Below are 21358 nucleotides of genomic sequence, written 5' to 3'. Positions count from 1 at the left end.
GAATAGCACGCAACGCGATTGCCGTTCGAAGGCATTTATGAAGATGCGCGCCTACCAACGGTTGGTCACCAGCATCCGCGACCGCCAAAGCCTGACCGATAACCGTTATTAGACGTTCGAGGCGCTGAGCGGTTGTTTCGCCGTCCATCATGGCTTCAAAGCCTTGATCATTTTGGCGTACCCGGCAGCACGAGCCAGATGAGCGATGCGAGCTGAAACGTCGTTACTGGCTTCGGCCTGTTCCCGCGCGCGCGCTTCGTTACGAACAAGAGTGCTCAGATCGCTCGAGTTGGACACGTTTATGCTCCTATCAAGCGGGAGCGCTCCAGCGTCTCTCAGTCGCCGCCATGCCATTAGCGAGTCGCGGCGATGTACCGACCCTGTACATGCCGTTAACCCGATGCCAACCTCATTTATGCTACCGTCCCCCATGGTAAACCTAACCGGCATAGTCGACGAGGTAGCGCGGCTGGACGCGCTTCGTGCTCTCGATATGCTCGACACTCCCCCTGAAGCCGAGTTCGACGCCATCGCTGTAGGGGCGCGGCACCTCTTTGGCTGCAAGTTCGCTTTCGTTTCGTTAGTTGACGCGGACCGGCAGTGGTTCAAGGCAGCGTGCGGCCTTGAGGCTAGCGAGACACCACGAGATGTGTCTTTTTGCACCCATACGATCGCTGCCGACGATCTGCTCGTCATTGCGGACACGCGCGAAGACCCGCGCTTTGCAACCAATCCTATGGTGGTGGAAACACCCTTTGTGCGTTTCTATGCAGGCGTGCCGTTGCGAGTGACACCACCAGGAGGAGGTGCCGCGCTGCCGATCGGCACCTTGTGCGTGGCTGACGACAAACCGCAGGATCCGACCCGCGAAAAGCTGGAGATACTCGCCGGTATGGCGCGGGTCGTCGAAGCGCTGCTTGAGGCGCGCCGGACCAGCAAAGAGAACCTACAGCTGGCGCTTGATCGCCAGGAGGCCCTCGGTGACATGGCCCGCACGCACAGACTGCTCCAGCACGCCGAACGCATGGCAAGGATCGGGTCGTGGCGCCTCGAGCTTGAAGGCGGACGGATACACTGGTCCGATCAGACCTACGCGATCCACGGCCTGGCACCGGGCTCGCAAGCGCAGCTTGCCCTAGCTATGCAGTTCTACCCCGAAGACGATCGTGCCAAGTTGGAAGCAGCGCTAGACCGCTGTGTGCGGCAAGGGACTGCATGGGATCTGGAGCTGAACTTCACAGATGCGCAGGGGCGGCCCCGTCGCGTGCGCACATTGGGTGAGATCGATGAGCGCGCCGGTAAGCGTGTCGCCGTCATGGGAGTGATCCAGGACATCACGGACCGGTACCAATTCGAGCGCCGTCTGGTTGCGGTAGCTCGAACCGACGAACTGACGGGCATACCAAGCCGACGCGCTTTTAACGAAGAATTGGAAGCTGCGCTCGATCGCGCCCGGGAAGGCGCACCGCTTGCTATCGCAATCATCGATCTGGATCGGTTCAAGGAGGTCAACGACCGGCTTGGCCATGCGACAGGGGACAAGGTTTTGCAGGTGATGGCCGCCAAGCTGCAAGCAGTACAGTATCTGGGCGATCACTCCATCGCCCGACTGGGCGGGGACGAGTTCGTGCTGATCCTACGCGGACGGCGTACGCACGAAGAACTCGTCCAAGACATCGCGCGATTGCTCGCAGACCTACGCTACGCCGTGCCTGACGACCGTAGCGTTATAACGGTGTCTGCGACGATCGGAGCCTGTGTCTATGGCGCAAGTTATGTCGATCGGGCTTCGTTGCTTAAAGAGGCAGACGAGGCTCTGTACCGCGCGAAGCGGATGCAGCGAGGCACGGGCGCTATTGCAGGCAACAGCGCCCATATCCAAAGTTTGGTTGGTGAGCCGCGATAATCTGCTTTGACCCCGGCACCTGGTTGGCGAGAATAGGATTCAGGCATTTTGCATGTGACAATGAGCCGATGAGCACCGGACTGATGAAGATCCCCGTCTTGCTGGTATCCGGTGTCCTGTACTGGCTTTTCGTCTGCTGGGTGACAGGCGCGGCGGAACCCTGGGATGCCGACGCCTACTGGCGTCTCTGGTACCCGTCCTCGTTGGGCCTAGCTGCGCTAGCAGGGGCAGCGTTCAAGACGAGGGGGTGGATGGCAGGAGTTATCCTGACGTTTGCCCAGCTTCCTGTGATATGGCTCAACGCTGGGACTATCTCGCTCTGGGTAATCGGCCTGGCAATGTGCTGCGTCCTCGCTGTGCCGGCTGTCGCAATCTCAGCTTTTACCGGCTGGTTTGCGGCTCGCTCACGACCGTTGTGACAGGTCGCGAATGGATCCGCCTGTGCATCAGTAAAGATCATGGTAGGACCTGTTCGCCCGCGCTGGACGGTGCCCTTACCGTGTGCAGCGAGCCGGAGTGTCGACCGGAGGATGGATCGTGTTGAAGCGAGTTGGACCGGCGGTGGCGGCGATGGGATTGCTAGCCACCGCCGCGGCATCTGCCACGATACGGTCGCCCGTGGGTCTGCAGTGTACGGCGGTAACAACCTGGGCTTGCGCGGAAGCGAAGACCTGCAAGCGACGCGAAGGCGAGGCCAAGGAAAGCTACAGCTTCGACTTGGTAGCGAAGACGTATCAGGCACCGCATGATCGAGGAGCGATCACCGCGTTCGAAACTGACGACGGCGGCTTCATGACCTTCCTGCTCAGTGGCGGCCCACGTTACGTCCACAAGAACGTCGACGCCGGCGATCCGATGACGTCGTTCCTGTACATGTCGTCGATGGATATGCGAGAACTGCGGTGCAATGCACGCTACGCGCCGGATGCATCAGCGGTTGCATCCGGCGCCAGTCGCAGTCTTACCGGTCATTACCACCTGTTAGGTGTGATGGAGACGGGATCGGAACTGCTGCTACGTCCAGATCAAAGCTTTGTCTGGTTCATGAGCTACGGCGCCGCGGATCAGGCGGCGGAGGGCAAGTGGCGGGTCGATGGCGACGCGGTCCTGCTGGAGGCCGGAACCGGACCCGGCGCTGCCGCAGAACCGGCCTTCCGGCAATTGCGGTTGCTGATTGACCATGGTGCGCTGCTGCTGAACGGCACGGATAAAGGCCGGTACGAGCGGCATGCGTAACGCTGGAGTTGATCCTGCGTACTGGCGGGGTAGTACCGCGAACATGGATCATCGTCACCACCGCGCGACCACGTCGCCGACGCGCTTCACCCTGAGGCGGTTTCCGGTGCGAGCGATGGTCGCCGTCGCGGTTGCCAGCGCGTTGGCGGCATCGCCAGCCGTGGCCCAATCCGAGCATGAGGTGCTGCCGACGCCGGCATCGCTAACGCAGGTCCTGTCCTGCCAGTCGCGCGACGCGCTCGGAACCTTCGCCGAGTTGCTTTTCCTGCAGTATCGCCCGCCAGCGTGGATGCGCCCGAGTAAACTTCCTAAGGCGCTCGACGGCATGATCGGGTTGTATGGCTTCGCGGTCGAGGGCAACGTCTCGGTGTTCGAGGAGCCGGTCGACCACGTCTATTTCATGAGCGACTGGGTCGTTGCGCTGCTACCCCGCGCAAGCGCCGAGCGGGTGATTGCTGCCCAGAAGATGACGCGGGCGCCGATCGCGATCACGGAACAATATTACCGCTTTGTCGATCCCGAAACCGGGCCGATGATCGGCGGGTTCGCGCCGACCGTTGATGCGATGGCGAAAATGTTAGTCGATGCCTTCGGCGGCGATCCGGCCGCGAAGTCTGCGAAGGTGCCGCCATCGACGGATCCGAAAATGCTCCTGGTCGGGTGCAATTACGCCGTGGCGTCGCAGGAAGATTTTCTAGATGCGGCACGTGGCGCCGAGGATACCATGCGCAAGGCAGGCGCGGATATCCGGCGGATGGCCGAAGAAGGTGAGGCTCGCCCGCCACGGTGATCGTCTTGCGGAAGGCGCAGCCGGGAGTACCGTAATTTCAGTGCGACCTGGCAGGATGCCTTCGGATTGCGCAGACCTCCCAATCGCCGAAAACCCGCATCCACGGAATGCATCATTCCGACCGTCTAGTCGACGGGAGTTGCCATCTAAAACACGGCGCGCCGATACGTCGAAGACTTTTACCGCTGTCGGACGGCCGAGAAACTAACGAAGATACCCCGAACTATTCCTGTCGCCAAGCTCGGGCGAACGCCCAAGAGCAACCCTGACTAGTATCCCGAATCTTCTGGTATCCTAAACTCTCTTTAGACAGAGTAATAGCGTCATTTTCCGTCTACTTCTCGAATAATGGTGTGAAGCCACTTTAGCAGAAGCGTTGCTGACAAAATGGCAACCCAAGAAAATATAGGATCCGCTTCTTGGACTAAACCGACCTGAGCAATCCAAATTGTGGCGGTCAGTATTGCCATTGTAAGCGATGTTAACAATATTTTTTCCGCTCTCGCTTCCGATCGCCAGAGCAAATCGCAAAGCAACGCTATAAATAGCGCAAGAAGGATATTAATAGATTCTATAATTTAAAAAACTCCCGTTTGCATTACAAATATGAATTCAAAGTCAAGTTCGTGGGCGCCTGTCGAGAATTCCGCTTGCCGCCCGACTGGCCGCGTGGAACTCAACACGCCGGAACAGCAGGTCGAGGTCTTCCCGGCTCACATCGAAGGTTTCTCCGAGATCCGCGAGCGCAAGGTCGATGTCTAGGGGGTGCGGGATGCTTAACTCGGATGCAGCAAGCTTGTGACCTACTACCGGGACTGCGCGGTGCGGGTAGGAATGGCCCGAAACCCGGTGGAACGCGATGCCAGCCAAGATTAGGATCAGTGAATTAACGCCGACCGGGACGAGAGGGAAAGCGTAACCAGCTTCCAGCACTGAAGGCCCACCGATCACTGCTGTCAACGCAGCAGCCCCGCCGGGGGGATGCAGGCAGCGTAGGAGCGACATGACCAGAATTGCCCCGCCCACAGCAACCCCTGCCGCCAGATACGGTATGGGTACGAAGCGGGCCGCTGTTACGCCGACCAGCGCCGATATGATGTTACCGCCGACCACCGACCAAGGTTGTGCCAATGGGCTCGCCGGGACGGCAAAAATTAGCACTGCAGAAGCGCCGATCGGCGCCACCAGCAACGGGAGCGGCTCAGATCCGTGCAGCGCCATAGCGCACACGAGGCTCGTCAGTGCGACCCCGATTACCCCCCCAATACACGCAAAAAGGCGGTCACGCAGGGTTGCACCAGCAAGCATCATGGGGAAAAATGGCCGTCTCATATTCTCAGATTACCCACAACGATGGAGACCAAACCGCGGTAACCACATCAACTACAACTGCTCAATCGTTAGCAGAATTGCCAAGCTCGGTGTATCGGATATGGCAGGCACGCGACTGAGCCTCCTTACGAACTGAGCTTACGCCGAACCGGACCCTGCAACGTTCTACCGATCCCTGTGCCATGGGGGCATGATCGCGGTCCACGCTGAAGGCGTGACATTAGAACGACTACCCTGTGGCGCTTGGGCAACAGAACCTGGAGCGATCATCAGGAATGCTTGAGTGCATGTACCATCTGCAATGCATCCGGCTTGAAATCGGCCCCGATTTGCGTCTTCTTCCGCGGTAGGTAGCGGCACCGCGGACACAATCGACAATCGATCGGCTGGCTGGCGCATGGGGGGGACATATGGCTCTATCTGAGCTGAGCGTAGCATTCTTTTTGCAGGTCTTCGTCATCGTCGCCGCATGCCGTGCGATGGGCTGGATCATGAAGCGCTTCTTCGATCAACCGCAAGTCATCGGGGAGATGATCGCCGGCGTCATCCTGGGGCCGTCGCTGCTCGGGCTGCTTGCGCCCGACGTCCAGGCGATGATCTTCCCCAAGGATGCAAAGCCGGTGCTGTATGTCTGTGCCCAGCTCGGCGTCGGGCTCTACATGTTTCTCGTCGGCCTTGGCTTCCGCACCGACCATTTCCGATTGAACGCAAGGAGCGCGGTTGCTGTTTCAGTGTCTGGCATGGCCGCGCCTTTCCTCGTTGCCGTGGCGCTCACGCCGTGGCTCCTCAACCTCGATCTCTTCGGCAAAGGCATAACCAGCGTCCAGGCGACGCTTTTCATGGGTGCCTGTATCTCGATCACCGCGTTTCCCGTGCTCGCGCGCATCATTCAGGAACGCGGGCTGACGAAGACGCCGCTCGGTTCGCTGGCACTGTCTGCCGGTGCAATCGACGATGCCGGTGCGTGGACGGTGCTCGCGATCGTCCTGGCGAGCTTTGGCGGAGGTCCGGAGGTCGCCATCAAGGCCATCGTTGGCGGCGGTCTGTTTGCCGCGTTCATGATTGTCCTGGGTCCAAAGCTGCTGGCGCCACTTGCCCGTTGGGCGGAGCGTGAAGGTAAGGTCACCCCGCAAATCCTGGCCGTCGCGGTCATGCTGTTTGGGTTGAGCGCTTGGGCTATGGACGCTGCCGGACTGCACTCGGTGTTCGGAGGCTTTCTGCTCGGTGTGGCAATGCCGCGTGGGCTGCTGACCCGTGAGATTAGAAAGCAGGTTGAACCGTTTACCACAGCGCTGCTCGTGCCGATGTTCTTCGCCTTCTCAGGGCTCAACACGCAACTCACAATGGTCAACAGCCTCAACCTGGCTGCCATCGCTACCGTGATTCTAGTGGGTTCGGTTGCGGCCAAAGGGTTGGCATGCTGGGCGGCAGCCCGTGTCACGGGTCAGGACAATGCGACCGCCATGGCGGTCGGCACGCTGATGAATGCACGCGGGTTGATGGAGCTCATCATCATCAACATTGGTCTGCAAAAGGGCATCATCGGTCCTGCGCTGTTCTCGATGCTGGTCGTCATGGCCATCGTGACGACGCTGATGGCATCGCCCCTGTTCGAGCTTGTGTATGGTAGAAAAGCGCGGGCGTCTGGCGAGCTTGGCCAGCTTAATGAGGCAGACGATAACGAGGACATAGTAGCCGCCCCTGCCAAAGGCCTCGCCTGACATCTCGCGTGAAGTACATATGAGTTAGGGCAGCGCCACCCGCCAACCAGCGAGCTGCTGCGATTCAAATCGGACCTTCGATTGTTCATACGCCACAACAGACGATGCTAATTATAAGCTGTCCCGGCTCAATCATGCGGTGGCTCAAGCTGCTACCGGGTGTTCTGATCTTCATGCCCGCGGTCGGCCAGGGGCAGCGGGCTGGATTATGGGAGACCCGGGTCAGCATCGCCGGTGCTGCGCAAGTTGCACCAGTCCGATGCTGCGTCGCTGCCGATGCACCGTTGCACTCGCTCAGTTTATGGCCTGCGAACTGCACTGCCGCCAAAGTCAGGAAAACAACTGCCGGGATCGTTTCCAGGGTGGAATGTGAAAGTGGCCAACCCGGTACGCTGCTGATCATACAACGGGAGCTATCAGGTGATCTGGCCCGCCAGTATCGGCTTTCCACCGAAACCTTGGTGGCACGGGCAGGCATGCAGGCGGAGTTGGCTCAGTCCTTCGACACGACAAGCCGCTATCTGGGGCCATGCCAGGGGGACGACCGCGAAGCGGTGTCCGACGAAGAAAAAGTACCTGAAACCACGTGGACAGCCCTGGGGTTTGCGCTGGTCTTCGTCCTCCAGGGGATGGCGTTCGTCGGACTGGCATATGCGACGTACCGCGGGATGGCCTGGCTGTCGTCGCGGCTGGGACGTCGCGCCTACGAACGAGCCGTGGTTGCTAACATCACTGTCGACGGGGCAGGCGCGGCAACGATACCCGTGCTTGCGACCTTCACCGGAGTCCGCGGTCTGCCGTGGTGGTATGCGGTCGCGTCGAACAATGCCAAACCGCTGTTCGTGATCGAACCTGACGGCATTCGTTTCCGCGTCGCTCGCCAGCGGAAACGTCGTTATGCCGAAATCGAATGTGTCGATGTCCGGCAGGGCAGGGGCACCGTCAATCTTGACTTCACCTTCTACGGATCGCTGCTGAACTTCACGGCCAATCTCGGTGCCGTGCCGCTGGCCGCCCATGTGCTAGCTTTGCTGCCTGGAGCCGTGCCGCTGTCTGCGCGCGCCCTCGCCGTGAAGGGAATCGGCATATGAACGGACTTATTCTGTCCATGTTCGTCAGTACGATCCTGAGCGGCGTGATTGCCACTGTGAGGGATCGTTCTGTGATCCTGTGGACGATCCTAGGCGCGCTCACCGGCCCCATTGCCGTCGCGTTGCTCCTGTGTCTGCCATCGCGAAAGGCGGTCGTTACACCGACACCGATCCGGTCACTCGCTAGCGAAATTCGCGAACTACAGGAACTGCGGGAGCGAGGTCTTATCTCTGACGACCAGTTCGAGCAGGGCAAGGCACGGGTGCTGGCCTGGCCGGTCGGATCGACAGACCCACATGCGCTGGGATCAGCGCGGGCCTTGGCAGATAGCGGTTGGACATGGGCGAGTTATCACCCAGCCGCCCGCGCCGCCTTTGTCGATCTGGCGCAGCGACATCATCTTGATCTGCAATGGCCGGACGACGTGTCTTTCGAGGTCGTCTGCACCCTCCCCGTGCAGCCGGGGCTTTCCTTCGCGGTCACGCTGGCGCTCGAGAAGGGCTCGATCCATTGCTGGGGCGATGGGTGGGCGCTTGATGGGGCGGCCCCTGGAAATCCGGAAATCGGCTTGCCGGCTGACCTCGCGGAAGGGCTTGAAGCCTTGATAGCTGGATCAGGCCGATTGCTGGTGCGAACGGCCTACCGCGATACGTCGCCGTTTTGGACATCGTTGCAGGTGCAGCGGAACGGCCGCTGGCGAACGGTTGGGTATCAGGCGGGGATCCCCATCCTGCCATTGTGGCGGCGTATGATTGTCAAAAACGAAGCCGCCCTGACCATGCCGCGACAATGAATTCCTAGCGCAAGTTCTCGTCGCTGACTGTTTGGGCAAGCAGGAAGCGGCGACCATGAACAACCACGCGGGTCTCCGCCGTCGTTAGACGATGTCACGACGGCGGCATGCTCGTCTGTTTATGGCTTCAGGTTATTCTCTTTGAGCGTTTTGCCATCGGTGGCGAACTCAGCGTAGTCGCTTTCCTTGATGTCATTGGTGGCGAGCTGCCCGTCGAAGTCGAGCCGCAGCACATGGACGTTGCTGAGCGCGCCCGGCGACATCAGCCGCACGCCCGACCACGCGGGGCGCTGGCGATTTGATTCAGTGAACCTGCGCCCGATCTGCAAATTAGACCGTTGCGTTCATAACGTCCCGGAGCCGTATTGGAGAAGTGAAATGGCACTAGAAAACATTGTTAACGCGGCCAAGTCTGCTTTGAAGGATGTCGTCTCGTCGCCATCTGCTGACCCAATTTCCGACCGTGACGAGGTTTTGCAGGACTTACATCTGGCCGAAAAGGCATGGGCGACCGACGGTGTTCATTCAGGAGTATGGTTCGTCCGTGACGGCGAGCATGTTGCCTTCACGCCCACGACGCGAAATGGGGCGACACTGACGATCGGTGGTCAAACGACGAACTTCATTCCCGCTGACCGCTTTGCCGACTACCTAGTGAACATGCGGGCCGCTATCGAAGCAGGCGAATTTGATCGTGAGATAGCAGGTGCGCTCCATGGTTCGGCTAACGTCGGGGGAATTGCCGAGGTTGCGCTTCCGCCGGCTAGAGAAGGCAGTCCGCAAGATATCCGGCAAGTGCAACAGGATGCTGTACTAATTCGTGAGGGGCGCAATCCGGACGGATCGTTATCTGCAGTCGTGAGCAGTGGTTCTTAGCAACTACTGCGAACAGAGGTGGCTCGGCAGAACTGGGGAGGGGCCTCTGTCTCACCTGTCCATTTTCCAAAAACTGTTCCCGATTGTACCGATAGTCGTATTGCCGCACGCGACCGTTATGCCACCATGTTCGTTGCAACCGCTTGGGCAAACTTTCATGGCCCCACTTTGAAGGAGCAACACGATGTCGGACCTCAGCCTACACGACCTGTCAAAGAAGATGGCAAAGTTGGACTTCACGATGATGGCCACTCGCTCACCCAATGGCACCCTGACAGCCCGCCCGATGAGCAACAACGGCGATGTAGAATACCAAGGCGACAGCTACTTTTTCGCCTACCAAAACTCGCGAAAGATTACTGACCTGCGTGCCGATCCGCACGTCACGCTTAGCTATACCGGTGCCGTCGGTATGCTCGGCGGTCCCCCGCTGTTTGTAACTGTCGAAGGCGCCGCTGCGCTGATCGAGGACAAAGGCGCGTTCGCCGATCACTGGACCAAGGATCTCGATCGGTACTTTCCCGAGGGCATCGACACACCCGGTATCGTAATGATCCGTGTCGATGCAAAGGCGATCCGCTACTGGGATGGTAGCGATGAGGGCGAGATCACAATCTAAGCAAGTCACCTAAAGCCCGTATCACATAGGACTTCCGCGGCATTCTCGCGGAAGTCCTAACTTTCGCGACAGCAGGACAGCCGATTGCTGTGTAACCGTCGATGCTGATCGGCGCGGCTTGTCAGCGCTACATGCGACCCGCCCAAGTGTCGCAAAACACCTGTTTGTCGCATAATCGTAATTGCGACTGGGTTTTCCACATAGGTGCCCACGAACTGGCGTCATCGTTCAGACAGTGCGAAGGGCGGGAGACTCCCGTCCCAGCCAGCGCCTCGTTCGAGGGAAGCGACGCAGCAGGTCCCTTTCAGTTATCGCTACGCTCAACACTCCGTCCTGAGTCATGCCGTGTTAAAAGCTGTAACTGCCGCGCATGAACACTGATCTACCGTTGAATCCGAACGGGGAAACGGCGTTGTAAGGCTGGGTGCCGGCATTGTCGGCGCCATTGCTCCCGACCGCAACGCTAGAGACCGTTGAGGCGATATTTTCGTCCGGATAGATGTTGAAGACGTTTTGCGCTCCCACGCTGAGCCTAAGCGCACGGGTCGCCTGCCAGCCGACATCGATATCCGTCAGAATCTTGGCACCAAAGCGCTGGATGATGTCCGAGTTCGCCGCACTACCTACCGAGGGAACCAAGCGAACGTCATAGCCCTGTACCAATGCTGCGACTTGAGCCGGCGTACGATTGAGCAACGCTACCGTCGCGACGCGACCATACCGGGTGTTGGTGACGGAGAACGTAAACGGCCCTCGCGCATAGTTCAGATCCAGCGTGATCTTGTCGCGCGGTAGGCTGTCAGAGAAGCGGAGCTGCTGGGTGAGATCAAAGAGTGGCGTGGTGATGCCCAGCGCCGCGATCGGTGCCGGGGTGCCCGCGATTCTGTCGAACGTCGTCTTGTTGTAATTGCCGGCAAGCGTGGCTGTGATCCGGCTTCCGCCTCCAAAGCGATGTCGGTAGTTCATGACCAGATCGATGCCCTTTGTCTCCGTGTCGACCGCGTTGGTCAGGAACGACAACGCAGCGAAGCCAGACTGCCCGTTGGCTGCCAAATAGCTGGTCAGGCGGGCGTCCTGAAAGGTCGATGAGATGGCGATGCGGTCACGCACCTTGATCCGGTAGGCATCGAGTGTCGCTGTGAAACCGCCAGCCTCGAAGACGGTACCGATAGATACGTTGCGTGACTGTTCAGGTTTCAGGTCAGTCGCGCCTGCCAGCCGCGCTGCAGGATTGTCGACTGCCGCCACTCGTACGATCGCCTGGGCACCGTTGAGGATCAGCGTATTCGATGCGTTATAGCCGGACTGTGCCAGCGCAGGCGCACGAAAGCCGGTGTTGTAAGAGCCTCGCAGCGCAAGCCCGCCGAACAGACCGAGCCGCCCGGCAGCCTTGAAATTCGTGGTGCTGCCGAAGTCGGAATAACGTTCGTGCCTGGCCGCACCTGACAGCAACAGCCGGCCAAAAAACTGCTTTTCCACTTCGCCATACATCGCGACGCTGTCACGAGTGATCGAGGCACGATCATCGGGTCCGTTGCTCGGTCCGGGTTGCGAACCTATCGGCCCTGGACGACCGGCGTTGGGGCCATCCGGGATCAATACGCCGCCATTGCGATAGCCATCGGGCGCCCCCGAGAAGAGACGGTAGGCTTCCTCGCGATACTCGGCGCCGAAAGCCAGTCTAAACGGCTGATCGTCACCGACCGGGATCTCTCGCGTGAAATCGAGGTTCGAGGTCCATTGATAAAAGTCGCTACCGCCGCGGTAAAAGCGCGACGGGGAGGCAGCCCCCAAGGACACGTTGACGCTGTCGACGTAAGTCGTGCGGACGGTGCTGACGCCATAGACGGTCGACAGGTCCCAACCGAACCCTGCCAGATCGTCTCCACGCAGACCGATCGCGGTGGAGAAATTCTCCAGCCTGGTGTCGAGGCCTGGGCTGTAACCGTCCGGGTAGAGCGCGCGTACCGTCTCGTCCTGTCCAGGACGGCGGAAGAAGTACTGGATGTCGCCGTCGAGGCGATTGTAGCCACCGAAGCTGTAGAGTTCGGTGCCCCCTGGCAGGGGCGCGACGAGGTTGTAGAAGAGCTGGTAGTTTCGGTTTGGCTGATCGCCCTGCTGAAATACGTTCCGGTCGAACCTGGCTTCCCGCGGGTCGAGCGTCCCGTTCGATGGTGTCAGTCCAACACCGGAGCCATAATTGCCAGAAGGCGCGACCGGCCGACCAGCGGCGTTCGTCCCGAAATACTGCTGCCGCGTATCTGCCCGCGCACGATTAGTGCCGTCCCGGTCTTGGTAAGCTGCGGTCAGGCGCAGGACCCCGTTCGCTCCGAGCGGGATGCCGGTGGCGGCGCTTGCCTCGTAGGTGTCACCGTCGCCCTTCGTGGTCTGCACATAGCCTGCCTGCGCGATGGTGCCGAGCGAGCGGTCGAGGATCATGTTGATCACCCCCGAGATCGCGTCCGAGCCGTATTGGGCGGCAGCACCGTCGCGCAGCACTTCGATTCTCGACATGGCAAGGGTCGGAATGGCATTGAAATCAACCGCGACGTCGCCGCGACCGATGCCGTTGCTCGAATTGAGGTCGGCTGTGGTGTGGCGACGTTTGCCATTGATCAGCACAAGCAGTTCGCCGGCCCCTAGTCCGCGCAGGGAAGGTGGCTGGATGAAATCGCCGACACCTGATGCCAGCGGTCGCGGGGCGCTGAAGCTCGGCACCTGAACCTTCAGCATCTGGATGAGATCGACACGCCCACTCTGTTGCAGCGCCTCACGCGATATGGCGTCCACTGGCGTCGACGATTGCGTTGTCGTGCGGCCGCCAAAACGACTGCCCGTAACGACGATCTCCCGGGCCTCATCATTGTCTTCGACTGCGTCGGCTTCCCGAACGACCTCCTGCGCAAACCCAGGCATCGGCATCGCAGCTGTGGCGGCAAGCGCTATCGCAAATGAACGCATGTAGACCCCTTAAGTGATGTTATTCTATTATGTTGCTCAGGCTGCCGATGGCCGTGTTTTGATCAGCGAACAGCCTGATAGCTCCGGGTGAGCCGTTCACCGCCGTAAAGGGTGGTTTCAGGGCCGGTCAGCGGCCTCGTTTGATCCACCCGCTGTATTCATGCGAGCGGCAAAGATCGGTGCCCGACCGAAGTCGACCCTGCCAAACGGCCGGTCGCGAAACAGATACCCGTAGTAGAAATTGCGCAGCCTGGCGTGGAAGGCACGCACTCGGTCCTGATATGCCAGCTGTGCGCGCACGTCGGTATCGGCCAGCCGGGTCAGCAAAGCCTGTACTCCCACCGAAGGCAGCACCCACCCAAGCATGCGCGCAGCGGCATCGCGGCGTTCCAACCCGCTTCGATAGGCGCGGACCTTGGTCGCGACGCTTTCGTCACCAAGCTGATGGAAGGCGAAATACCATTTGTAATGGAAGGCCGACCCGAGCGGGGCAGAGTCCGCCCATTCGGGATGACCGGCATAGAAGCGGCGCATCGTCGTTTCGCGAGGAATGTCCCAGGCGCGGTTGACCATCTCGCGCTGGGCAAGCGCGATCTCTGCGCCCTGACCGATCGGCACGGCGCGGTTGATTGCGACGTGCGCCAGTGTCGGCAGGACGAGCACCAGCACAAGCCAGCACGCTGCGAGCGTTGCAGCGTTTGCAACCGAGCTCCAGCGGAGTCTCGCGACCAATGCGGCGAGCGCTGTCCAAAACAGGAGGTAAGCGAGGATTACGGCGAGAACCGCAAAGATCGCTGCGCCCCCGACACCGGACGCTACCGCGGCAACGAGGAAGGGCACGGCAAGCGCCGCCCATAACAGCGCGATACGCAGCAGCATACGTCGACGCAGCAGCTTTGCGCCACCCCGTGGTAGAGCATCCAGCATCCGCAGCCGCCCAGCCTCGCGTTCTCCGGACGTCAGATCATGGAACAACGCGACCACAAATAACGGCGCGAGGAAGACGAGGACGAACGCAAAATCGAACCGGCCTGGCAAAGCGAGTTCAGGATTGAAGATGTCGCCGTCATAGATCTGCGCTTCCAGCCCCAACGCCCGGACTCGCAGGATGTAGGGCGAGACGTCGCGCATCCCGAGTGCGGCGAAGGCTAGGGGGGACGGTGCGTCCCAGGTTGGGTGGAAGCTGTAATAGCCCGCACTGCCCGCGTCCTTGGTCCGGTCGACATAGTCGGCAACGGCCGCGATATCTTCGGATTGCGCGGCCGGGATTGCGGCGATCGCGGTACGCTGCCGGGAAATTTCCACCATGCCTGCAGTGACCGCAGCAGCGGTGAGTATGGCCATCAGGATCAGTGCCACGACGCTTAACCGCGCACGGAGCAGCAGGCGCAGTTCATGCATCCACAGGGTCATTGACGGGCTCCCAGAAGGCGAGTCACCCGCGTGAGCAGCAGGGTGGCGACTGCCAACCACAGTCCCAGAATACTGATCCCGGGCAGCGCCGCGGCCGCAAGCGCCGAGGCACTTGGCGCAATGAAGGCGAAATCGGGCATATGCTGCCAATTGTCCGCTGCAATTCGCTTGCGGCGATCGGCACCCGCATCCTCGGCGATATCGTCGGCGTAGCTGACATTCTTCGCCTCCATCCGATTAAGACGCTGCACAAGGGCGTAGCGATACGTCTCTGCCTGTTCGAGGAAGCGACGATGTCCGGCAAAGTCGGTGTCCGCCGCAGCCATCGACAGCGCGCGGATCGCGATCGTTGGGCTCAGGACACCGATCGCATCGACCAACCGGTTCTGAGCGGTCTGCGCCGCGAAGCTGGCACCTGCATAGCGATCGAACAAGCCGGACGTCAGCCGCTCCCCCTCCATTGCCAACAGTCCTTTGTAATTCACCGGCAGATCCTCGACCCGGGTTACGCCATAGCGTTGCAGAACCGACTGCTTGAAGGCCGCCAGATGCGGATCGTCGGGATTGTGACTGTCGCCCAGCTGGCGCAGGTCGCGCGCGATGGCGACATCGGTCTGAAGACGGTTCTGGAGCGGCACCGCGGCCCCCGCAATGTCGGGGGCGATGCGCGGCACCAGCACGACCGCGACCGTCCATATTGCCAGCAGTGCAAGGAGGGCATCGCGCCCGCGCCGGGCAAAGCCCGACGCGAGCAAAATCAGGACGACCCACAATGCAAGATACAGCGCATAGCCTAGCCCGATGGCTGCCATTGGTAACGCCAGCGTACCGGGTTGCGCGACGACTGCGACAAAACCGACCATCGCCGGCAATCCGACGATCAATGCCACGATCCCGAGCGCGGCAAGCTTGCCACGCACGAGCTGTCCGCGCGAGACACCCTGCAGCATCAGTAATCGCAGTGTTCCTCGTTCGGTCTCGCCCGCCAGCACGCCGAAGCCCAGGAAGATCAGCAGCAATGGGGCGACTACCTGAAGGACGAAGGCGGGGGTGAGTTGCCCAAAACGGACCAGCAAGGAGCTTTGCCGGACGTCGCCGAAATTGGCGCTGTTCTGGCGGTGGCCTTCGAGGAACATGCTGTTGCCCGTGAAGGCGTCGACACCGGGATCGAACGCGGCCAACGCTCCCAGCGGACGATAGATGAAGGTGCCGTAGTGGACCATGCGGTGCGGGTGGCGATCAGGTTGAGCCTTGAACGCCGCAGCAGCCACCTGCTGATGCCGCATGCGCAGCTCGGCGATGCCGCGTTGGTGCGACCATGAACTGAGTACAGCCGCCAGGGTCAGCAGGACGAGCAGAACAAGCGCGATCACCGCCACGCGGTTGCGTGCCATCAACCGAAGTTCGTCACGCGCGATCAGGTGGGTCGCACTCACGCCGCACGGGTCCCTACGCCGACCTGGAATCGCGCGTGCAGGGCGCGAATGTCGAATCTTTCGGACCCGGTGGCCGTGACATCCTCGACGATCCGGCCCTGTTCAAGGAAGGCGATCCGGTCGGCGACATCGGCGGCAGATAAGAGGTCGTGCGTTACCATCAGCACCGCGGTGCCACGGTCGCGCACTTTCAGCAGCAGCGCGTTGAAGTCGGCGGTTGCGCGCGGGTCGAGACCAGAGGTCGGCTCGTCGAGCAGCAGCACCGGGACTTCGCGCAGCAGCGCCACCGCAATCGCAACCTTCTGCCGCATCCCCTTGGAGAAGCCGCCCAGCCGCTGGTCCCACGCCCGGTTCTGCAATCCGGCAGCAGCCAGCGCAGCGGTGATCGTTCCTCGGTCCTGACGTTGATCGGCGAGTGCCAACAGGTAATCGGCATTTTCGACCGCGCTCAGATGCTCGTACAGCGCGACGTTCTCGGGGAGATAGGCAATGCGTCGGCGTGCCGCGTCAGCGTCAGTCCCTGGATCGATGCCGCAGACTGCGATCTGTCCCGCATCGGCGCGCACAAAGCCAAGGAGAGCGGACAAGGTGGTGGACTTGCCGGCTCCGTTGCCGCCCAGCAACGCCGTGATGCTGCTGGCGGGAACGGTAAGCGAAAGACCGTCGAGAACGCGATGGTTGCCGTAGGCAAGTGCCAGTTCGTGAATGGCGATAGGGTTACCGTTGTTATCGGGCATAGGCCTCAATCTGCAAGCGACATGATATAGCGTATCATACGGCGTTGTTACTGCGTTGCAACATCGCATGGTGAGAAAGGGGGCTGGGAGCGCGCGACACGCGGGTCGGCGCTTCTGACGACTATCCCTTTTTGAACTATTCGTTCGACAGGTTCTTCATCGCTCTGGTGCCAGAACCAGTGGTTGTGGCCCTGGCAAGCCAGCAAGCGACTTCCGCACCTTTGGGAAGCGATACCGCGGTCACTCCTCACGGCGGACGGGATAGACGCGCACCTGACTGTTCGGTAGCCGCTCCGCGAACCAGGTCAGCCGCGCTTGCGGATCGGCGGCAAATTCCGGCTTGGCAGCGAGCTTCGCTTCGAATGCCGTACGCAGCGTTGTGTCGGCCGCGAGCATCGCTTCGGCCAGCGGCGCCGACACGAACGCTTCCGCCACTTGCGCCCCTGCCACTACCTCGGGAAAGAAGCCCCAGGCAAGGAACGAGTCCTGGCTTTCCGGCTCCAGCAGCGACGCGGCAAGCAGCCCCAGCGGCTGGTCGGCTGGCACGCGCAGGCTGCCGGCTGGCATTGTCTCGCGGACGGAAGCGTGAACAAGCCGCGTTTCTACCGGCACGCGGCCTTCACTCGGCGCTTTCAACTTCGGGTCGAGCAAAGTGGTGCGATCAAGCGTCATCGCCCGCGGCGCGGGAAGCACCTCGAAGCCGATACCGTGCAGTCGCAGCCGGTCGATCACCTCCGTCTGTGCAGGCGGCACCCACCAGGCGGTGGGTAGCCGCACCGTTTCAGTCGGCTCCTGCCCGATGATCGGCATGCGCCAGGTAACGGGCCGACCCAGCCAGCGCTGTTCCAGCCGCCCGGTCGCGGGCGATCGATACCATTCGAACGCAACTCCCTTGAAATTCTCGACCCACCCGATCGGCGTTTCTCGCGGTTTCCACTTCGTCATCAGTGTCGCCGGGCGGCTTGCCCGGTCCGCAGCCTTGGCAGCCGCGATTTGCTTCGCGTCGCGTGCCGCGACCCTTAACGCCTCTTCCAGGAGCACATAGGTGCCGAGCACGCGCTGCCGATAGGGCTTGAGCATGTGGTTCTCGACCAGCACCGTCGGCATGCCGATGAAATCGCCATAACCGGTGGAATAGCGCGGCCCTTCGGGGCTGTAGCGGATTCCGCGGGTCGGATTCCGCGTATCAATCGGGCTGGGGTATATGATCGGCGTGTGGCCGGACGCGGTCAGCGCGCTGGACACCGCCGGGCCGAACCGCGTCTGAAGCCAGTCGGCGGTCGCGCGATGGCGCGCATACGTCCCCCACCCCGCATAGGTGTAGGTCACGTCATACTGCATGTCGAAGCCTTCGCTGACATGGCAGTCAATGTAGAGGATCGGGTCAAGCGAGCGGATCAGCCCGATCATCGCGCGCGTTTCGGGCGCGTCCGCCTTGGCATAGTCGCGGTTCAGATCGATGCTGCGTGCGTTGGCATCGGTACCCTTTTGCGCCGGCCCGCGCACATGCACGAAATTGTACGCGCTGCGCTGCTCGTGCCCATCGACGTTGTAGATCGGCACGAACACCAGATCGACGCGATCAAGGAGGCCGTCCTTGCCGCGCAATGCTATGTCCCGCAGCAACATCAGTCCGGCGTCCTTGCCGTCGATCTCGCCGGAATGAATGCCCCCTTGGACAAGCACGACCGGCTTGCGCGCGGCACCCTTGTGCGCTCGGACCATCAGGAGATCACGTCCTTCCCCGCTTCTACCAAACGTCTCCATTTTCAAAAGCGGCGATGCTTTGACGAGCCTTTTCAGCCAGGCTCGTGTCTCGGCATAGGTGGGAGTGGTTTGGAAACCGGCACGTTCGGCCGGCGTGATCCAGGGGTCGTCCGCGCCCACGATCAGTCGCTCGCTCGCTCCCGACCAAGGCAACACAGGGGGCAGAACGCTTTGAACATCAACTGCTTGCGCGTGCGCAGGCGACGAGAGCGGCAGCAACACTGTGGAGAGCAGGAGGGCGAAGCGGCAAGTTCCACGCGAGGATCCGAAGAGGACACGATGAGATAACATATCTTTCCTCTTGCATGATTTGCTGCGCAGCAGCAAGAGCTGCCGATTAGTTCCACGAAGGGGGATAACGTGGCGACGCAATGGAAGATGATGCTACTGACAGGGGCGGCGCTGCTGACGGCAGATCGCGCGGCAGCACAAGCCGCGAAGGCGATCCCCGACGATCAGGCCGGGGCGACCGAAACGGCCGACGGCAATGCCGACATCACCGTGACTGGCCTGCGCCAGCAGTATCGCGGCGACGTGCCCTTGCGCGAACTGCCCCAGAGCGTGCAGGTTCTGTCCGCCGAGAAGCTCGCCGATGCCGGGATCGTCCGGCTCGATGACGCGCTCGATTTCGCCAGCGGTGTTTCGCGCCAGAACAATTTCGGCGGGTTCTTCGACAGTTTCTCTATTCGCGGCTTCGCGGGCGACGACAATACCGCGAGCAGTTACCTGCTCAACGGCTTTCCCGCCTCGCGCGGCTATGGCGGCATCCGCGACACATCGAATGTCGAGCGGATCGAGATACTGAAAGGCCCGTCTTCGGCGCTATTCGGCCGCGGCGAACCGGGCGGCGCGATCAACATCGTTACCAAGAAGCCGCAGTTCGATCGCTTCGCGGCGGGCGTGACCGCGGCCTATGGGACCTTCGATCGGTTCCGGGGCGAGGCGGATATCAACGCGCCGATCGCCGGCAGTGTCGCGCTGCGTGTGACCGGCGCCTATGATGAGGGCGACAGCTTCCGCGATTTTGTGCATTTCAAGAAATATACGGTGACGCCGTCCGTCCTGGCCGCGCTCGATCGCGACACTCGGCTGTCCTACGAACTGGAATATGTGCGCCAGGAAGCGCCGTTCGATCGCGGCATCGCGGCCGTTGACGGCGATCCGCAGGGCTTGCCACGCGGGCTCTTTCTTGGGGAGCCAGGCGACGGCGACATCGTCGTCGATGCATTGGGCCATCAGGTGCAGCTCCAGCATGACTTTAGCACGCGCTGGTCGCTGCTGCTCGGTGGCTCCTATCGCAACACCAGCCTTGAGGGTTTCTCCAGCGATCCCGAGAATGTCGACGGGCGTCAGCCCTATTTCAGCAACGCTGCCGTTGCGACGACGCCGATCCTGTCGCGCCAGCGGCGGTTCCGAAACTATGACACCAGGAATCTGGTGTTCCGCGCTGAACTGAGCGGGCACCTCGACACCGGTAGCATCCGACATCACCTGCTGTTCGGTGCTGATTACGACGAGTTTGACCTGGCCACCCGTCAGGACCGGTTCCGTCCCGGCACCGGTGCGAACGCGCTGAGTGCGTCGGCGACGCCTGCCCAGCTTGCCGGTGCGAACGCGATCAACGTCTTTGCACCCGTTTATGGCAATTTGCCCTCACTCGTGCCGTTCACCGATCAACGCGAGCGGCAGTGGAGTTGGGGACTGTATCTCCAGGACCAGATCGATATCACCGACGCACTGAAGGTACGCCTCGGCGGTCGCTACGATCATCTGGAACAGCAAGTCGATTTCCGCATCCGCAGCGGGGCCGGCGTACCAGCGCTCGCCGCACGGCAGGTGCAGCAGCGTTTTAGCCCGCAGGTCGGTATCGCCTATGTCGTGGGTGTGCCGTTGACCCTTTACGCCAGCTATGCCCGCGGCTTTCGGGCGAATGCCGGCACGGGCGCACCTGACACGCGCGGCGCCGCCACGTTGTTCCAGCCCGAATATACGCAAAGCTATGAAGTGGGCGCCAAGTTCGCCGCCCTTGAGGAGCGGCTGACTGGAACGATTGCGCTGTTCCAGCTCGACAAGGAAAATGTGCTGACCGCCGATCCGACCAATCCCGGATTTTCGCGCGCATTGGGCAAGGCGCGCAGTCGGGGTATCGAGTTCGATGCGGACCTGTCGCTGCCTGCCGATCTGCGGCTAGCTGTGACCTTCGCCTATCTCGATGCGGAAGTCAGAGCCGCGGCATCGGATCCCAATTTCGGTTACCAACTGCGTATTGGCGATCCGCTCATAAACATCCCGGAAACCAGCGGCTCCGCGCTGCTGTTCAAGGACTTTACCTTGGGTGATCGCACGCTGACGATCGGTGGCGGCGTCAACTATGCGGGTCAGCGGCTTGGCGAGACCGGGTACCGTTTTCCGGACGGTTCGTTCTTCAAGCTGCCGGCCTACACGACAATCAGGCTCCACGCTGCCGTAGACGTGACCGCTACTGTCCGGATCTCGGGTGAGGTCACCAATCTGTTCGATCGGGACTATTCGTCCAGCAGCTACTCGCGGGTGTGGATCCAGCCTGGTGCGCCACGCCAGTTTCTGGTGCGCGCCGGCTTCAAGATTTGATGGCCCCCTGTATGGCCCGCGCGTGTAGTTGTTTGTCATATGGGAGACCGGTGAAAGGATGTTCGAAAA

16 protein-coding genes are annotated in these 21358 nt (G+C 61.1%); 9 read left to right on the top strand and 7 right to left on the bottom strand.

From position 1 onward, the window contains the following. The first annotated feature begins 493 nt into the window (after window positions 1-493). From C8J26_RS17460 to C8J26_RS17445, 3 genes are all read left to right on the top strand, one after another. On the top strand, window positions 494-1906 hold the full coding sequence (locus C8J26_RS17460) for a sensor domain-containing diguanylate cyclase (RefSeq protein ID WP_187503153.1): 1413 nt from the start codon (window positions 494-496) through the stop codon (window positions 1904-1906). A 537-nt stretch (window positions 1907-2443) separates the two neighbouring features. Beyond that, window positions 2444-3142, top strand: coding sequence for a hypothetical protein (locus C8J26_RS17450; RefSeq protein ID WP_146168892.1), 699 nt, complete (start codon window positions 2444-2446; stop codon window positions 3140-3142). A 115-nt stretch (window positions 3143-3257) separates the two neighbouring features. Next, a complete protein-coding gene (locus tag C8J26_RS17445; protein ID WP_146168891.1) occupies window positions 3258-3932 on the top strand; it encodes a hypothetical protein in 675 nt (224 codons plus the stop codon). A 618-nt stretch (window positions 3933-4550) separates the two neighbouring features. Here C8J26_RS17445 and C8J26_RS17440 read toward each other — a convergent pair. Then, complete coding sequence (locus C8J26_RS17440; protein WP_082445371.1) at window positions 4551-5264, bottom strand: HPP family protein; 714 nt, start codon at window positions 5262-5264, stop codon at window positions 4551-4553. 410 nt (window positions 5265-5674) lie between these two features. Between C8J26_RS17440 and C8J26_RS17435 the strand changes: the two genes are divergently transcribed. The 3 genes from C8J26_RS17435 (at window position 5675) to C8J26_RS17425 (ending at window position 8870) form a co-directional block, all read left to right on the top strand. Continuing rightward, the gene (locus tag C8J26_RS17435; protein ID WP_056418714.1) at window positions 5675-6985 is read left to right on the top strand and encodes a cation:proton antiporter; all 1311 of its coding nucleotides are present in this window, start codon (window positions 5675-5677) and stop codon (window positions 6983-6985) included. A 134-nt stretch (window positions 6986-7119) separates the two neighbouring features. Beyond that, window positions 7120-8076 (top strand): DUF3617 domain-containing protein, encoded by a 957-nt coding sequence (locus tag C8J26_RS20250; RefSeq protein WP_146168890.1) that lies wholly within the window; start codon window positions 7120-7122, stop codon window positions 8074-8076. Then, complete coding sequence (locus tag C8J26_RS17425) at window positions 8073-8870, top strand: SHOCT domain-containing protein (RefSeq protein WP_056418710.1); 798 nt, start codon at window positions 8073-8075, stop codon at window positions 8868-8870. The genes C8J26_RS20250 and C8J26_RS17425 overlap by 4 nt, the downstream gene beginning before the upstream one ends. A 119-nt stretch (window positions 8871-8989) precedes the next feature. Here C8J26_RS17425 and C8J26_RS17420 read toward each other — a convergent pair whose 3' ends face one another. Further along, window positions 8990-9199, bottom strand: coding sequence for a hypothetical protein (locus tag C8J26_RS17420; RefSeq protein ID WP_056418708.1), 210 nt, complete (start codon window positions 9197-9199; stop codon window positions 8990-8992). 49 nt (window positions 9200-9248) lie between these two features. Between C8J26_RS17420 and C8J26_RS20245 the strand changes: the two genes are divergently transcribed. Both C8J26_RS20245 and C8J26_RS17415 read left to right on the top strand, forming a co-directional pair. Then, on the top strand, window positions 9249-9746 hold the full coding sequence (locus tag C8J26_RS20245; RefSeq protein ID WP_146168889.1) for a hypothetical protein: 498 nt from the start codon (window positions 9249-9251) through the stop codon (window positions 9744-9746). A gap of 184 nt (window positions 9747-9930) precedes the next feature. Beyond that, window positions 9931-10365 carry a pyridoxamine 5'-phosphate oxidase family protein gene (locus tag C8J26_RS17415; RefSeq protein WP_056418705.1) on the top strand — a complete coding sequence of 145 codons (435 nt, stop codon included), beginning with the start codon at window positions 9931-9933 and terminating at the stop codon, window positions 10363-10365. A 348-nt stretch (window positions 10366-10713) separates the two neighbouring features. Here C8J26_RS17415 and C8J26_RS17410 read toward each other — a convergent pair whose 3' ends face one another. The 5 genes from C8J26_RS17410 to C8J26_RS17390 all read right to left on the bottom strand — a co-directional run bounded on the left by C8J26_RS17410 (window position 10714) and on the right by C8J26_RS17390 (window position 18970). Continuing rightward, window positions 10714-13326, bottom strand: coding sequence for a TonB-dependent receptor plug domain-containing protein (locus tag C8J26_RS17410; protein WP_208631447.1), 2613 nt, complete (start codon window positions 13324-13326; stop codon window positions 10714-10716). Between the two features lie 117 nt (window positions 13327-13443). Continuing rightward, window positions 13444-14739: a DUF3526 domain-containing protein gene (locus tag C8J26_RS17405; protein ID WP_056418698.1), complete on the bottom strand. Its 1296-nt coding sequence runs from the start codon at window positions 14737-14739 to the stop codon at window positions 13444-13446. Next, on the bottom strand, window positions 14736-16175 hold the full coding sequence (locus tag C8J26_RS17400) for an ABC transporter permease (RefSeq protein WP_056418695.1): 1440 nt from the start codon (window positions 16173-16175) through the stop codon (window positions 14736-14738). Before C8J26_RS17400 ends, C8J26_RS17405 begins: the two co-directional genes overlap by 4 nt. Continuing rightward, window positions 16172-16912 (bottom strand): ABC transporter ATP-binding protein, encoded by a 741-nt coding sequence (locus C8J26_RS17395; protein WP_056418692.1) that lies wholly within the window; start codon window positions 16910-16912, stop codon window positions 16172-16174. The genes C8J26_RS17400 and C8J26_RS17395 overlap by 4 nt, the downstream gene beginning before the upstream one ends. 240 nt (window positions 16913-17152) lie before the next feature. Then, window positions 17153-18970 carry a M14 family metallopeptidase gene (locus C8J26_RS17390; protein ID WP_082445370.1) on the bottom strand — a complete coding sequence of 606 codons (1818 nt, stop codon included), beginning with the start codon at window positions 18968-18970 and terminating at the stop codon, window positions 17153-17155. Window positions 18971-19039: 69 nt separating this feature from the next. On the opposite strand from C8J26_RS17390, the gene C8J26_RS17385 reads away from it, so the two are divergent. Next, a complete protein-coding gene (locus C8J26_RS17385; RefSeq protein WP_056418685.1) occupies window positions 19040-21289 on the top strand; it encodes a TonB-dependent siderophore receptor in 2250 nt (749 codons plus the stop codon). Window positions 21290-21358 lie beyond the last annotated feature (69 nt).

The sequence above is a fragment of the Sphingomonas aurantiaca genome (genome assembly GCF_003050705.1).
In the GTDB taxonomy this organism is placed as follows: domain Bacteria; phylum Pseudomonadota; class Alphaproteobacteria; order Sphingomonadales; family Sphingomonadaceae; genus Sphingomonas; species Sphingomonas aurantiaca.
Note: the sequence above shows the minus strand (reverse complement) of the source record. Positions and strands in the feature narration are given on the sequence as shown.

Coding starts and splice junctions, on each gene's coding strand:
- C8J26_RS17460 (WP_187503153.1), top strand. CDS start 494: ATGCTCGACACTCCCCCTGAAGCCGAGTTCGACGCCATCGCTGTAGGG.
- C8J26_RS17445 (WP_146168891.1), top strand. CDS start 3,258: ATGGTCGCCGTCGCGGTTGCCAGCGCGTTGGCGGCATCGCCAGCCGTG.
- C8J26_RS17440 (WP_082445371.1), bottom strand. CDS start 5,264: ATGAGACGGCCATTTTTCCCCATGATGCTTGCTGGTGCAACCCTGCGT.
- C8J26_RS17435 (WP_056418714.1), top strand. CDS start 5,675: ATGGCTCTATCTGAGCTGAGCGTAGCATTCTTTTTGCAGGTCTTCGTC.
- C8J26_RS20250 (WP_146168890.1), top strand. CDS start 7,120: ATGCGGTGGCTCAAGCTGCTACCGGGTGTTCTGATCTTCATGCCCGCG.
- C8J26_RS17425 (WP_056418710.1), top strand. CDS start 8,073: ATGAACGGACTTATTCTGTCCATGTTCGTCAGTACGATCCTGAGCGGC.
- C8J26_RS20245 (WP_146168889.1), top strand. CDS start 9,249: ATGGCACTAGAAAACATTGTTAACGCGGCCAAGTCTGCTTTGAAGGAT.
- C8J26_RS17415 (WP_056418705.1), top strand. CDS start 9,931: ATGTCGGACCTCAGCCTACACGACCTGTCAAAGAAGATGGCAAAGTTG.
- C8J26_RS17410 (WP_208631447.1), bottom strand. CDS start 13,326: ATGCGTTCATTTGCGATAGCGCTTGCCGCCACAGCTGCGATGCCGATG.
- C8J26_RS17405 (WP_056418698.1), bottom strand. CDS start 14,739: ATGACCCTGTGGATGCATGAACTGCGCCTGCTGCTCCGTGCGCGGTTA.
- C8J26_RS17395 (WP_056418692.1), bottom strand. CDS start 16,912: ATGCCCGATAACAACGGTAACCCTATCGCCATTCACGAACTGGCACTT.
- C8J26_RS17390 (WP_082445370.1), bottom strand. CDS start 18,970: ATGTTATCTCATCGTGTCCTCTTCGGATCCTCGCGTGGAACTTGCCGC.